Source organism: Mesorhizobium sp. M0051 (assembly GCF_040323235.1).
Classification (GTDB): domain Bacteria; phylum Pseudomonadota; class Alphaproteobacteria; order Rhizobiales; family Rhizobiaceae; genus Mesorhizobium.
In genome coordinates this window covers 42,837-56,419 of the sequence record NZ_JAMYUT010000034.1, presented here as the reverse complement: position 1 = coordinate 56,419, position 13,583 = coordinate 42,837, and the positions used below count along the sequence as shown (strand labels likewise).

At 59.5% G+C, this 13,583-nt stretch carries 9 protein-coding genes; 6 read left to right on the top strand and 3 right to left on the bottom strand.

Features of this window, described 5'->3' with window-relative positions; all coding sequences use genetic code 11:
* Positions 1-3: 3 nt before the first annotated feature.
* From pdxR to NKJ90_RS27740, 4 genes are all read left to right on the top strand, one after another.
* Entirely contained in the window at positions 4-1,500 is a 1,497-nt protein-coding gene (gene pdxR, locus NKJ90_RS27755) for a MocR-like pyridoxine biosynthesis transcription factor PdxR (protein WP_502904952.1), read from the top strand.
* 159 nt (positions 1,501-1,659) lie between these two features.
* The gene (locus NKJ90_RS27750; RefSeq protein WP_023758446.1) at positions 1,660-2,151 is read left to right on the top strand and encodes an MOSC domain-containing protein; all 492 of its coding nucleotides are present in this window, start codon (positions 1,660-1,662) and stop codon (positions 2,149-2,151) included.
* A gap of 6 nt (positions 2,152-2,157) precedes the next feature.
* Complete coding sequence (locus tag NKJ90_RS27745; protein ID WP_352487297.1) at positions 2,158-3,108, top strand: PDR/VanB family oxidoreductase; 951 nt, start codon at positions 2,158-2,160, stop codon at positions 3,106-3,108.
* 51 nt (positions 3,109-3,159) lie between these two features.
* Positions 3,160-5,556 carry a transketolase gene (locus tag NKJ90_RS27740; RefSeq protein WP_352487295.1) on the top strand — a complete coding sequence of 799 codons (2,397 nt, stop codon included), beginning with the start codon at positions 3,160-3,162 and terminating at the stop codon, positions 5,554-5,556.
* Positions 5,557-5,724: 168 nt separating this feature from the next.
* Here NKJ90_RS27740 and NKJ90_RS27735 read toward each other — a convergent pair whose 3' ends face one another.
* The 3 genes from NKJ90_RS27735 to gmd all read right to left on the bottom strand — a co-directional run bounded on the left by NKJ90_RS27735 (position 5,725) and on the right by gmd (position 9,513).
* On the bottom strand, positions 5,725-7,146 hold the full coding sequence (locus NKJ90_RS27735; protein WP_352487294.1) for a phosphomannomutase: 1,422 nt from the start codon (positions 7,144-7,146) through the stop codon (positions 5,725-5,727).
* Positions 7,147-7,498: 352 nt separating this feature from the next.
* A complete protein-coding gene (gene fcl, locus NKJ90_RS27730; RefSeq protein WP_352487293.1) occupies positions 7,499-8,443 on the bottom strand; it encodes a GDP-L-fucose synthase in 945 nt (314 codons plus the stop codon).
* Entirely contained in the window at positions 8,443-9,513 is a 1,071-nt protein-coding gene (gene gmd / locus NKJ90_RS27725; RefSeq protein ID WP_352487292.1) for a GDP-mannose 4,6-dehydratase, read from the bottom strand. The genes fcl and gmd overlap by 1 nt, the downstream gene beginning before the upstream one ends.
* Before the next feature lie 978 nt (positions 9,514-10,491).
* On the opposite strand from gmd, the gene NKJ90_RS27720 reads away from it, so the two are divergent.
* Positions 10,492-11,478, top strand: coding sequence for a nodulation protein NodZ (locus NKJ90_RS27720; RefSeq protein WP_023711832.1), 987 nt, complete (start codon positions 10,492-10,494; stop codon positions 11,476-11,478).
* 240 nt (positions 11,479-11,718) lie between these two features.
* Complete coding sequence (locus NKJ90_RS27715; protein WP_352487307.1) at positions 11,719-13,134, top strand: mannose-1-phosphate guanylyltransferase/mannose-6-phosphate isomerase; 1,416 nt, start codon at positions 11,719-11,721, stop codon at positions 13,132-13,134.
* The last annotated feature ends 449 nt before the right edge of the window (positions 13,135-13,583 follow it).

Here is a 13,583-nt window from a genome sequence, read left to right as displayed (position 1 = left end):
GAGATGGTCCAGTCTTCAAGTGCCGGGTCTGCAGCGCGCTCGCACGCGATGGGTGCACGCCAGATATACGAAGCCCTTCGCGAGCAAATCCTCGGCGGCGTCTACGAAACCGGCAGTCAGTTGCCATCCTCCCGGGCCCTGGCAAATGACCTCGGCGTTTCGCGAACCACGGTGACGGTCGCCTATGAGCAACTGGCTGCGGAGGGTTTCATCGAAGTCCGTCAAGGCGCACGACCTCGCGTTGCGTCTTCGTTGATGGGCCATGGGACGGGGCGCACTCACGCGCAACGGGTCAGCCCGATCCACCTGTCCGCATATGGCGAGCGGCTGCGCGCGACGTCACCCTGGCCAGATTATCTGCCGACTGGGCTGAAGGTCGAGTTCCGCTATGGCGACCTCGCGCCGTCGGATTTCCCTTCATTGGTCTGGAAACGCGCGATGAACGAGGCGATGGGGCAGCGCCCGCTGCGTCTTGCCTATGACGATCCTCGCGGCTCGCGCCGGCTTCGCCAGGCGCTTCAGGGCTATCTCTGGCGCGCCCGGACCCTGAGCTGCGACCTCGACCAGATCATAGTTGTGAACGGTTCGCAGCAGGGCCTTGATCTGTGCGCGCGCCTGCTTCTCGATCCCGCCGACCGTTTCGTCATCGAGGATCCGTGCTACAGGATGGCGCGTCAGGTCTTTGCCAGTACGGGTGCCTCACCCATCCCGGTCATCGTCGACGAAGACGGGATGAGGACCGAGTTGCTGGCGGGGATCGGGGCACGACTGGCTTATGTGACGCCATCGCATCAGTTTCCGCTGGGCGGCGTCATGCCGATCGCGCGCCGCCATCAGCTTCTGAAATGGGCGCGGCACAACAACGCCTATGTGATCGAGGACGACTACGACAGCGAATATCGCTACGACATCAATCCGGTCCCTCCGCTGCACAGTCTCGAGGACCACGGGGCTGTCATCTACCTCGGCACGATATCCAAGACGCTCTCGCCGATGCTGCGCATCGGCTACCTCGTCGTCCCGCCCGAATTGCAGGAGGTCTTCGCAACCGCCAAACAATTCGCAGACCGGCATTCGCCGGTCGCTGAACAGGAAGCGCTGGCATCGTTGATCGAGAGCGGCGGCTACGAAAGCCATGTGCGCCGTGTGCGCAGGCTGAACGGCGAGCGTCGGGAAACGTTGTTGGGTGCCTTGCAGCACAGCTTCGGGGATCGCATCACTGTCCAGGGAGCAGATGCGGGACTGCACGTCGCGGTTTGGTTCAATGACCTGCCACGATCGCGGGAAACGGCCTTGGTCGAATCCGCCCGCGACGCTGGCCTGGGGCTACACCTGATCTCGCCGCTCTACGAACGGCCATCGGACCAAGGCCGCACCGATCGCGTCGGACTTGTCATGGGCTATGCCGCCTTGAGCATTCGGCAGATCGGGAAGGGCGTTGAGGTCCTTCGAGAGGTTGTCAAGCAGGTGCAAGACGCGATGCCGGCGCGGAACAACTGAGACGGGGCGACGCCGAAAGCTGGCGCTGAAAACGGTCCGAGGCCCCCCCGTATTTCTTTCCAAACAGCCAACTGGACCGGGAAAATGCCATGCAACTGGCGCTGTTGATCAGGCCAGTTTTGCAGCAGGTTTCCACGAGACGAATTTCCGAGAGCGATGATGACCTGGCGAGGAAAGCTGCTTCACGTCCATATCGCGCCTGCCGCCTCTTATGAAATGGAGGAGCTGGCGCAGGCGCAGCTTATTGCCGGCCAAGGCATTGTCGGAGACCGCTACTACCTGGGGACGGGGACCTATTCCGCGCGTCCTGACGTTCGCGAAGTGACGCTGATCGAAGCTGAAGTCTTGGACGCCATCGCGCAGGGCGAACCCAGGATTCCGGGCTTCAAGGCCAAGCTCGCACCCGAAGATCACCGGCGCAATCTGACGACACGAGGCGTTCCGCTTAGCCATCTTGTCGGCAAACGCTTCCGGGTCGGGGAAACGATTCTCAGAGCCGCCCGGATGAATGTGCCGTGCAAGTATATCGAGGAGTTGCTCGGGCTTCCGGGTCTCTACGAGGGGCTTCTGAACCGCTCCGGCCTGAACTGCACAATCGAGGTCGGGGGCGTGATCCGCCCCGGTGATCTGATCTTGCCCATCGACGAGTGAAACGCCATGGCCTCGCCGCGCATCATCATGAAGCTGACCGTGACCGCCGCCCGCAAGGAGCCGGGCGACGTGCTGGTCATCGACCTGAAACACCCACGCAAACCTGTGCTGCCGGCGTTCGAAGCGGGTTCTCACGTCGACGTCCATCTGCCTGAAGGGAAGGTGCGTCAGTATTCACTTTGCGGCGACCCGACCGAGCTCAGCTGCTACACCATCGCGGTGAAGCGCGAGAATGACGGCCGTGGCGGCTCGGCGTGGATCCACGAAACCATTGCCGTCGGCTCCACACTGCCTGTCTCCGCGCCACGCAACCATTTTGCGCTCAAGCCAGGCGAGGGGCCGACTTTGCTGCTGGCAGGGGGAATCGGGATCACCCCGATTCTGGCCATGGCGCGCGCGCTCACCCGGCAGGCCAAGCCCTTCGAGTTGCACTATTTCACCCGCAGCCGGGCGCTCACGCCACTCTTGGCGGCGATCGGGAGCGATCTTCCTGGCGGCAATGTGCGGATCCATTTCGACGACGAGCCTCAGACCCGGCAGAACATCGCCGCGCTGCTGGCGAACCGTTCGGACGACGCGCAGACATACTACTGCGGACCGCCTGGCTTCATGGCGGTTGTGGGGCGCGCGGCTCAACACTGGCCCGAGGGTACTGTTCATTTCGAAACTTTCCAGCCTCCCGAGTTTGATGGCGCGCCACCGGAATCATTCGTCATAGAACTCCGTGCGGGCAGGGTGGTTGAGGTTTCGGCTGAGACCACGGCACTGGCCGCCTTGCGTGCGGCCGGTGTGCCGTTGATGGCCTCGTGTAAGAACGGGGTGTGCGGGACCTGCGAATGCGCAATGCTGGCGGGACAGCCGATCCATCGGGATGCCGTCCTGTCCAAGGAGGCACGCGGCCACCGCTTCATCCCCTGCGTGTCGCGCGCGACAGGTGTGTTGAAACTCGATCTTTGACCATTTGGGCGGGGGTCCTGTGAGACCGGCAGCTGATTTGCGGGAAACTGAATGACGAGGAAACTGGAATATCTGAACGAGATCGAGCGCTGCGTCTCCTGGCTCGCAGCCTGGACGATCCACCATGCCAACCACGTCCGCGAGGGCGATGAGATCAAGGTCGGGGGGCATCAGGCCTCGTCCGCGTCGCTGAGTACCATCATGACCGCGCTCTACGGTTCGGTCCTGCGCCCGCAGGATCGGGTGGCGGTCAAACCCCATGCGGCGCCGATCTTCCATGCACTTCAGTATCTGGCGGGCAACCAGACCCACGAAAAGCTCATGAACTTCCGCGGCTACAAGGGCGCGCAGAGCTACCCTTCGCGGACGAAGGATGTCGACGATGTCGACTTCTCGACCGGGTCGGTGGGTCTCGGCGTTGCTCAGACGCTGTTCTCGTCGCTGGTGCAGGACTACGTCTCGGGTCACGGCTGGATGAAGGAGCGTGCCGAGGGCCGAATGGTCAGCCTGATCGGCGACGCCGAGATGGATGAGGGCAACATCTACGAGGCCCTGATCGAAGGCTGGAAGCACGGGCTCAGGAACTGCTGGTGGGTGGTCGACTACAATCGCCAGTCGCTCGACGCCGTGATCCGGGAGGGCCTCTGGCAGCGTTTCGAGCAGATTTTTCGCAACTTCGGCTGGGACGTGATGGTCCTGCGCCACGGCGCTCTGCAAGAGGCTGCCTTTGCCGAGCCGGGGGGCGAGAAGCTGCTCGAGTGGATAGAGCGCTGTCCGAACCAGCTCTATTCGGCGCTGACCTTCCAAGGGGGTGCTGCCTGGCGCAAGCGGCTGCTCGACGAGATCGGAGACCAAGGGCCGGTCACCACTCTGATCGAACGCCGCTCCGACGACGAGTTGCAGGCGTTGATGACGAACCTTGGCGGGCATGACATGCCGAGCCTCCTCGAAGCCTTCGAGGCGGCGTCCAGGCATGACCGTCCCGTCTGCTTCATCTGTTACACCATCAAGGGCTACGGTCTGCCGCTTGCCGGACACAAGGACAACCACGCGGGGCAGATGACGCCCACGCAGATGGAAGACTACCGCCTGCAGATGGGCGTAAAGCGGGGTGAGGAGTGGGACAAATGGGCGGCCGCCACCTTGCCGGAAGCGGAACTTGACGCCTTCTTCGCAAAGGCGCCGTTCTTCAGTGAGGGGCGTAGGAGGCTGTCTGCGCCGTCGGTGCCGGTGCCCGAAACCCTTCCGTCACCGGGGCAGCCCGGCAAGCCGCTCTCGACCCAGATGGGCTTCGGCCAGATCCTGAACGACATCGCACGCGAGCGCAGTCTGCTTGCCGACCGCATTGTCACCACCTCGCCCGATGTGACGGTCTCGACCAATCTCGGTGGCTGGGTCAACCGGCGCGGCCTTTTCGCCCGGGAGACCATGGCGGACACCTTCAAGGCCGAACGCATTCCGTCGACCTTTACCTGGGAATTTGGGCCGAAGGGGCAGCACCTCGAGCTCGGGATCGCCGAGTCGAACCTGATGATCATGCTCGGGGCGCTCGGTCTCTCGCACTCGATCAATGGCGTGCGCCTGCTGCCGATCGGGACAGTCTATGATCCCTTCATCTACCGATCGGCCGACCAGCTAAACTACGCCTGCTATCAGGATGCGCGCTTCATGCTGGTCGCAACGCCCTCGGGCGTGACGCTGGCGCCCGAGGGCGGGGCACACCAGTCGATCGGCACCCCATTGATCGGCATGGCGCAGGATGGGCTTTGCGCCTTCGAACCGGCCTTCGTCGACGAACTGTCCGTGATCATGCGCTTTGCCTTCGATTACATGCAACGTAATGGCGAGGGGGATCCGGATGAGACGACGTGGCTGCGTGATCAGACCGGAGGATCGGTCTATCTTCGCCTGTCAACCCGGCCGCTCGAGCAGCCGCTGCGCGACATGAACCCGGCGCTCGCGCGGGACATCGTCAATGGCGCCTATTGGCTGCGTCCGCCTGGGCCCAACGCGAGTGTCGTCATTGCTTATCAAGGCGTCGTCGCGCCGGAGGCGATTGCCGCGACGGGTCTTCTGGCGGAGGACCGGCGCGATGTCGGGCTGCTCGCGATCACCTCCGCGGACCGGCTTAATGCGGGCTGGCAGGCGGCGGAACGTGCCCGGCAGCGTGGCGCGATTGGCGCCCTGAGTCATATCGAGCGGCTGCTCGCGCCGCTATCGCGTGACTGCGGCATCGTCACCGTGATCGACGGCCACCCGGCGACGCTCGCGTGGCTCGGTGGGGTTAACGGGCATCGCGTGAAGGCGCTCGGGGTCGAGCAGTTCGGCCAGACGGGGACTATTGCGGACCTATACCGTCACCACGGCCTGGACACCAACGCCATCGTACATGCGGCGCAGGCGGTCAGTGCGGGACCGGCTGTTCGCTACCGGAAGGCGCTGCCTTGACCATGAGCTACCGGATGCTCCGTGGCTGGTACGGATCGGCTGTTTCCACGGGCGTTCCGGTTCGCTTCAAAGCGGACAGGGCCGGGACACTGTGGACGTTCTGATCGCGCTTGAGTAGCTTGTGCGACCCCCAGGGTCACCTGGAATACGCAGGGAGGCGGCTTTTATTTAGCCTTGCGTCCAATTACGAATTCGATCCAATCCAGTCCGGAGCAAAAGCTCCGCGTCCTCCCGATTTTCGGCTTCGACGTAGCACCGCATTTCCGGGGCATTTCCGGATGGACGCAAATGCAAGACACGCTTATCCGCGAGAGTGATACGAAGTCCGTCAACATCGCTAACCTTGCTTACCACTCCAATCGACCCGACGAAGGCGGCGATGTTAGTTTCCGCTGTACGAAGGTATGTCATGAGGCGAGTGCTGCTTTCGACGGAAAAGTTTTCCAAGCGATCCGCCGCCGCTGCCGGCAATTGAAAGGAACTGCCAATCTCTGACAGTGGCTGCCCACTTGTACTAACAAGGGAAAGTGCCGCAAGGATGGGGAGAAAACTGTCGCGTGTAAGTAGCGCTGGCAGTTTAGTTCCGTTCGGGTCAAAGTCCGTGCCGGTCAACAAACCACCGTTTGCTTCGAAACCAACCACGCGCTCGTGACCCGACGCAACCAAATCGAGCATGGCAGCAATAACAAATGGCGATCCAACCTTGGTACGCACGACTTTAAAAGAACCTGCGGTCTCGATACCAGAGTTTGATGTGACCGGCGTGACGACTGCCTTCGCTTGCAGGAAGTTCGCCGTAATCAGGCCTAACAAATCACCGCGAAGGGGGTCTCCGTGGTCGTCAGCTACCAGTGGGCGGTCACCATCGCCATCTGCCGAGACGACCGCATCAAGCCGATGCTCTTTGGCCCAGAGCTTGAACTGTTGAGCAGTCTCGTCCGAGACCGCTTCAGTGTCGACAGGAATGAAACCTTCCGAACGTCCCAGGGTTACGACCGTCGCACAGTGATATGAGAGAATGTCAACCAAGAGATCGCGCGCGACTGTGCTGTGCTGATATACGCCCACCGTTAAGCCCTTTAGAGCATTATTCTCCATAAGCTTTCGATTGCGCGCCATGAAAAAGGCCTTGCATTCGGCCTCCCGGTGCTGCCGACGTGCAACAGCACCTTCAAGGACGTATCCGCGCTTCTCCAACTGCAAGGCGATGCGCGTTATCTCCCGCTCATCACCCTTGTCGATCTCACCGTCGGGTCGATAGAATTTTATTCCATTACGGTCGGCCGGAATGTGCGAGCCTGTGATCATCAAACAACCACTCTTACGCGCCTGAGCATACAGTGCCAGGGCAGGGGTGGGGACTGCGCCGCAATCGACTACGATGAAGCCGAGCGCGGACAGTGCCGCCGCACAGACGGCGGCGATGGCCGGACTCGAGGCGCGAAAGTCGCGCCCTATGAGTATCTCGTCGCCAATTCTGGCCAGGCCGGATTCCAGCAGGAATGTCGCGAATGCCGTTGCATATAGGGCAGAGGCGGCTCCTGCCAATTCTGTCGCCAGGCCCCGTAATCCACTTGTTCCGAATTTCATACCAAATCCGACGTTGCTAACCGGGTTTTGAAGGTAACATGTTCAAACTTTGGCTCGTCCGGAATGCCCATCGACAGATCCCTCGGACGAGAACAAGAAGTACATTCGGTTACCGTAGACGCGTTCGGTTATCGACGGTTACCCTTGTGAGGATTGACGCAGTCGGCGTCGGCGTGGGCAGCGCACCGTGACCTTCACGGCGACGAGGTTGGAGCGGATGGGATCCGGGTCCGGCAGGGCTCCTCGCGGCTGGCTCACATGAGCGCTATCGCCATCCAGTGATTGTCTCAGTCTACATTAGCTCTGGGTCCCGAAAGCGCGTACAGGCCTGAGACGCAGCAAATCTTCTTATCTATCGCCGTTCGGTGTAGCTCCCGTTCAGAAATGCATGATAGACACTCTCGATGCCTTCCATGAGAGTGATCTTTGCTGCCCATCCCAAAGTGCGCAGCTTGTCGACGCTCATCAGCTTTCGCGGTGTACCGTCAGGTCTAGAGTGATCATGCGCGATCTCCCCAGTAAATCCGACTACACGGCAGATCATTCTAGTCAGCTCTAGGATCGTGATGTCCTGTCCGCAGCCGAGATTGATGTGATCATGGTCAGAGTAGTTCTTCAGAAGGAAGACTAATGCGTCGGCGCAGTCGTCGACGTGCATGAATTCCCGACGTGGTGTGCCCGTGCCCCAGATGGTGATTTGCTTATCACTTATGAGCTTAGCTTCATGCGCTTTCCGGATCAGCGCTGGGATAACGTGGCTTGACTGCAAGTCATAATTGTCGCCTGGCCCGTAGAGATTCGTCGGCATAGCGGAGATGTAGTCGCGGCCATATTGCTGGCGATAGGCTTGAGCCATTTTGATGCCGGTGATCTTGGCGACGGCGTAGCATTCGTTGGTGCGCTCTAGTGGCCCGGTCAAAAGCGCGCTTTCAGGAATGGGCTGTGGTGCCATCTTCGGATAGATGCAAGACGAGCCGAGGAAGAGGACGCGGTCGACATTGTTTTCGTGGGCTGCCGCAAAGATATTGGCCTCGATCATCAGATTGTCGTAAAGAAAGTCGACCGGATAGGTGGCGTTCGCGAGAATACCACCTACCTTTGCCGCCGCCATAATGATAGCGTCCGGTTTCATCACTGCCACGAAGTTTTCAACCTCGGTCTGTCGCTTGAGGTCTAGCTCTCCCCGAGGGGCGGCCACAACTTTGCAGTCTTCAGACGCGAGTCGGCGTACAACAGCGCTGCCCACCATACCTTTGTGGCCAGCGACCCACACGGTTTTTCCGTTCAGATCATACATTACGCTTCCTTCATGACTACAGATGTCTGCATGACCTTCAGGTCTTCGCGTACCATTTCCGCAGCAAGCTCGCGCACGGATGTCTCATGCACCCAGCCGAGCTTCTCCTTCGCCTTGGTAGCGTCACCCAGGAGAAGATCGACTTCCGTGGGGCGGAAGTAGCGTGGGTCCACTTGGACTAGGCATCTGCCGCTCGCTACATCATAGCCCTTTTCGCCGACACCCTTGCCACGCCATTCGATCTCGACGCCGATATCTTCGAAAGCCCACTCGACGAATTGGCGGACAGGAGTCGTTTTGCCCGTAGCCAGCACGTAATCATCCGGTTGATCCTGCTGTACCATCATCCACATACCTCGCACGTACTCACGCGCATGGCCCCAATCGCGTTGAGCATCGAGATTGCCGAGATAAAGCTTGTCCTGCTTGCCCAGGTAGATAGCAGCGGCAGCGCGGCTGATCTTGCGCGTCACAAAAGTTTCGCCACGAAGGGGGCTTTCGTGATTAAAAAGAATGCCGTTGGAAGCGTGCATACCATAGCCCTCGCGATAATTGACGACCATCCAGTAGGCGTAGAGCTTGGCGGCGGCGTAAGGGCTGCGCGGATAAAAGGGCGTCGTTTCGTTCTGCGGTACGGACTGCACGAGGCCGTATAGCTCCGAAGTCGAGGCTTGATAGAAGCGGGTCTTGTCCGTCAGACCGAGGAGGCGAATCGCCTCAAGAAGTCGCAATGTACCGATACCGTCCGCGTTTGCTGTGTACTCAGGTGTTTCGAACGACACCTGCACATGGCTCTGAGCAGCCAAGTTGTAAATTTCGTCTGGCTGAGATTCCTGAACCACGCGGATGAGGTTAGTCGAATCAGTGAGGTCACCGTAATGCAAGATCAGGCGCGGATCGGATTCGTGCGGGTCTTGGTAGAGGTCTTCGATACGACCCGTGTTGAAGGAAGAGGAACGTCGCTTAATCCCATGAACGATGTAGCCTTTTTTGAGAAGAAGACGGGCAAGATAGGCACCATCCTGTCCAGTTATGCCCGTAATAAGAGCAACTTTTCTGCTATCGCCCATTCTATTCCTGCTCTATTAAAGTTTAAAGTTTCGGCTCCGGCTCGCCACGCCGACACAATGTGCGGCCAGCCCCGTGCGCTATGGAGCACTTCGACAGATGCGGCGCGAAGCTCGTCATTGACAGTCCGCCAGCCGAGCACACCTCTTGCTTGGAGTCACAGCAAAATAGAGTTGCGCCGCTAACCTGTCGACTTCGTACATGCGGTCTGAGTGCCGCTCAGCTCACGCCGTGAGCGACATGTACTCCCAGCACCTTGCAGCTGATTTGCTCATCCATCAGTGAGTGAGGACGCCTTTCTTTCTTGCTTCAGCGTCTTCTAATGGGAATTGTTTGGATCAGTGAAATCGATTGTTTGGATAAAGTGCATCCACAGAATGGATGGTCTGACCGAGCAGCGGGGGCGCATCGCCGGCCCGGAGTCGTAGGCGCGAGCTTCCGTTCGGGGCGAGGACAACGTTCGTGGCCGCGAGCCCTCACCACAGCATCCGGCACAGGTCGTGCAGAACTTTGGGAGCAGACTGCAGATTCTGTCGATCAGCTGGTTCCAGGCGCGTCGAGCTGTCGACCTCATCTCGCCCGGTACCGGTTGCTGTATGCAGCCTTGCACCCTTGGCGTATGGCGTCGACGGAACGATTTGCTCCGGCAGGCAGTGTCGCAGCGTTTCCCGGCTGTTTCGGCTCTATTGGCCGGGCCCGCGTCAGCCGAGCCCCTTCATCATGGCATCCAACACATGGATGGCCGGCATCCACTCAATAGATTTTACATATGCCGCGGAGGCCCAGTAGAGAAGGCTGAACCGGAAGCGAGGGCATCGGCTTCAAGCTGTGCGAGCGTCACGGGATTAGTGGGCAGTGCTGAGTGAGCTCTTCTGCCCTATGGCCCGGCCTCTGCCAAGCGCCCGGCGTCAGGGTCTACTAGTGTCGACTAAGGATTCCAAGCCGGATGCAACCTCCTCTCTGAAACGAGATTTCCGAAAATGCATGTTAGTGGATTGGAAAAGCGCCGGTTCGTCGTCTCTCGGAGGCGTACGGGGTTCGGTGATTGTCTGTGGTCATTGGCGGCCGCTTGGCGCTACGCGCAGCGGTCGGGACGAACTCTAGTCATCGACTGGCGGGGGGCCTGCTACCTCGACCAACCCTTCACAAATGCGTTTCCGGTGTTCTTCCAGCCGATCAATGACATCGCTGGCGTGCCGGCTATTTCCGACGACCGGATCAACGACGTTTCCTTCCCTGGTCCATTCTTCCCGGAGTGGTGGAACAGGCCGGCGATCGAGTGCCTTTACCGGCCAGATGAGCAGATTTTCCAAGAGCGCGATGAGTTGGGCGAGCTCTTTCAGGCCGAACACGATGTCGAAGCGAACACAGTAGTGTGTGACGCTTGTCTGATGTGGCGGTGCGATGAGGATGCAGAGCGGCAGGTGTTCCAGAGTGTCCAGCCTCGGCCAGAAATTCAAGCCCGCATAGATGCCATTTATCAGGAATGTTTTGAGGGGCACAGCATCATCGGGATTCATGTTCGGCACGGTAACGGTGAAGACATCATGGAGCATGCGCCCTACTGGGCCGATCCGGAGCTCGCCGTTCGGCAAGTGTGCGCTGCAATTGACAAGGCTAAGGCGTTACCGCACCCCAGGCCTGTGCGGCTGTTCTTATGCACGGACAGCGCGCGGATACTGGATCTTCTGTCGGCCAGGTTTCCCGATCTGCTCACTGTCCCGAAGCACTTCGGATCCAATCAAGGTGGCCCCTTACACACTGCAGCACTCGGGATTGACGGCGGAATTTCCGCCCTCGTTGAGATGTATCTTCTCGGGCGCTGCGATACCGTAATTCGGTTTCCCCCGACGAGCGCCTTTACACGATATGCACGCCTTTTCGCACCACGGGTAATTGAATTCGATCTGAAAGAGCCAAGTCGTTTGACTTTGATAGAAGGCAGCCAAGTCTCTGATCTCAGTTAAGACCCGCCACCTGCGCAATTCGGCAGACGCAACCAACAGGCATAGTTGAATGCGCATTTCTCACCGACGCCAGTGGAGGCGTCGTACATTACCGATAGCGTCGTCATCTGACGCCGCCTGCAACGCGCCAGAACTTCGCTGTTACGCCGGGGCCGCAGACAAGCCAGAGCGACGGCGATCATGACGCTGACGCTCGAAAGAACGCGGGCGATCACTCCAGAGACGAAATTGAGGTTGGTTATGAAAGTCATTCCCGTGATCATCAGCGGCGGAGCCGGATCGCGGCTATGGCCCGCCTCAAGGCAATCGCACCCCAAACCTTTCCTCAAAGTGGCGGATGGATATTCTCTCATTCAGCAGACTGTGCTGCGCGCCGCTTCGATAGAAGGTGTCGTGGAACTCGTCGCTGTGACATCCGGGGACCACCTCTTCCTGACCAAGGACGAATTTGACGAACTGGATTCCGTGGTCCTGCCACGCACCTTTCTGCTCGAGCCCGAAGCTCGGGATACGGCCGCCGCCGTGGCTGCAGCCGCGATCCATGCGAGGGCAACGCAAGGCCCTGACGCGATCCTGTGCGTCTTCCCGGCCGATCACCTGATTAGCAACCTGCCTGCGTTTTTAGACGTCATGGGCCTGGCCATGGAACATGCGAAGCTCGGGCGGATCGCCACATTGGGCATCACCCCAACCAGACCGGACACCGCATTCGGCTACATCGAAGCAGATGGTGAGAACGTCGTCCGTTTCGTTGAAAAACCGGATCTGGAGACAGCCAAAGCCTATGTCGCGTCTCAACGCTTCTTCTGGAACGCCGGCATCTTCTGCTTCAGTGCGCAAACCATGCTCGACGAGATGGTTTTGCATTGTCCCGAGGTGCTCCAGGCCGTCGCCGACAGCTATGAGAACGGCCGCGCCAGTCAATGCCAAGGCTTTGCCAAAATCGAACTCGCGCCTGAGCATTTCGGTTCCGCGCCGCGAATCTCGCTCGACCACGCTGTCATGGAGAAGACTAACAGACTTGCCGTGATTCCCTGCGACATGGATTGGAACGACATCGGATCCTGGAACGCAATGGCCGATTTGATCGCCCCCGACGAAAGCGGGAACAGGACACGCGGCGATGTGCACATGGTCGACACGACCGGCACCTATGTGAGCTCCGACAAGCGCGTCATCGGCACGGTGGGCGTAAGCGATCTGGTGATCGTGGATTCCCCGGACGCTTTGCTTGTCACATCCCGCGACCGCGTTCAGGACGTTAAGAAGCTCTTCGAGGGCCTCAAGGCTTCGGGACATGAAGCTCATCTGGTCCATAGCACGGTACACCGGCCCTGGGGTACCTATACGGTTCTGGAGGAAGGCGAGCGCTTCAAGATCAAACGCATCGAGGTGAAGCCGGGTCGCCAGTTGAGCCTGCAGATGCACTATCATCGTTCGGAGCACTGGGTGGTGGTCAGCGGCTCCGCCAAAATCGTCAATGGCGAGCAGGAGTTGTTCCTGGGGACAAACGAATCTACTTACATCCCCTGCGGCCATAAGCATCGGCTCGAGAACCCAGGCAGAATTGACCTGGTTATCATTGAAGTGCAGAGCGGCGATTATCTCGCCGAGGATGATATCGTTCGCTTTGACGACGAATATGGTCGAACGTAGATAACAGTAAACGGCGAGCCGTCGCTCAAGGATCTCTGTCGTGGGTTCTGGGCCTGACATGACAAGCAGCGGGCCGAGCGTGTCATAGTATCCGCCCCGCACTCTCATCAGGCACTCGATCGTGGTCGAAAACATCGGTGAGCGCTTGACAGCGCGCCGTCCGCGGTAACGAAGACTTCAGATCTTTTTAGGCGGACCCGTTGCTCAGCTGTTCAACGGCACAGCCGTATTTCAGCCTGTAGGCGGAAATGAAATCCTCATCGCTGCAGATGCAGCGGCCGCTGGAATCTTTGGCTTTCGGATCATGGAGGTGAGAACCAAAGGGGGCGCAGTAGTGCTGGCTGTCCGACTCATCGGAAAACCCGCACTATACTTGACCAGGTCTGCGGCAAGCATGATCCCGGCAAGCGCTGATTGAAAGGCCATCGGAACCACGGTTCGAACGAGAC

Coding starts and splice junctions, on each gene's coding strand:
- NKJ90_RS27715 (WP_352487307.1), top strand. CDS start 11,719: ATGAAAGTCATTCCCGTGATCATCAGCGGCGGAGCCGGATCGCGGCTA.
- NKJ90_RS27750 (WP_023758446.1), top strand. CDS start 1,660: ATGACCTGGCGAGGAAAGCTGCTTCACGTCCATATCGCGCCTGCCGCC.
- pdxR (WP_502904952.1), top strand. CDS start 4: ATGGTCCAGTCTTCAAGTGCCGGGTCTGCAGCGCGCTCGCACGCGATG.
- NKJ90_RS27740 (WP_352487295.1), top strand. CDS start 3,160: ATGACGAGGAAACTGGAATATCTGAACGAGATCGAGCGCTGCGTCTCC.
- gmd (WP_352487292.1), bottom strand. CDS start 9,513: ATGGGCGATAGCAGAAAAGTTGCTCTTATTACGGGCATAACTGGACAG.
- NKJ90_RS27735 (WP_352487294.1), bottom strand. CDS start 7,146: ATGAAATTCGGAACAAGTGGATTACGGGGCCTGGCGACAGAATTGGCA.
- NKJ90_RS27745 (WP_352487297.1), top strand. CDS start 2,158: ATGGCCTCGCCGCGCATCATCATGAAGCTGACCGTGACCGCCGCCCGC.
- NKJ90_RS27720 (WP_023711832.1), top strand. CDS start 10,492: ATGCATGTTAGTGGATTGGAAAAGCGCCGGTTCGTCGTCTCTCGGAGG.
- fcl (WP_352487293.1), bottom strand. CDS start 8,443: ATGTATGATCTGAACGGAAAAACCGTGTGGGTCGCTGGCCACAAAGGT.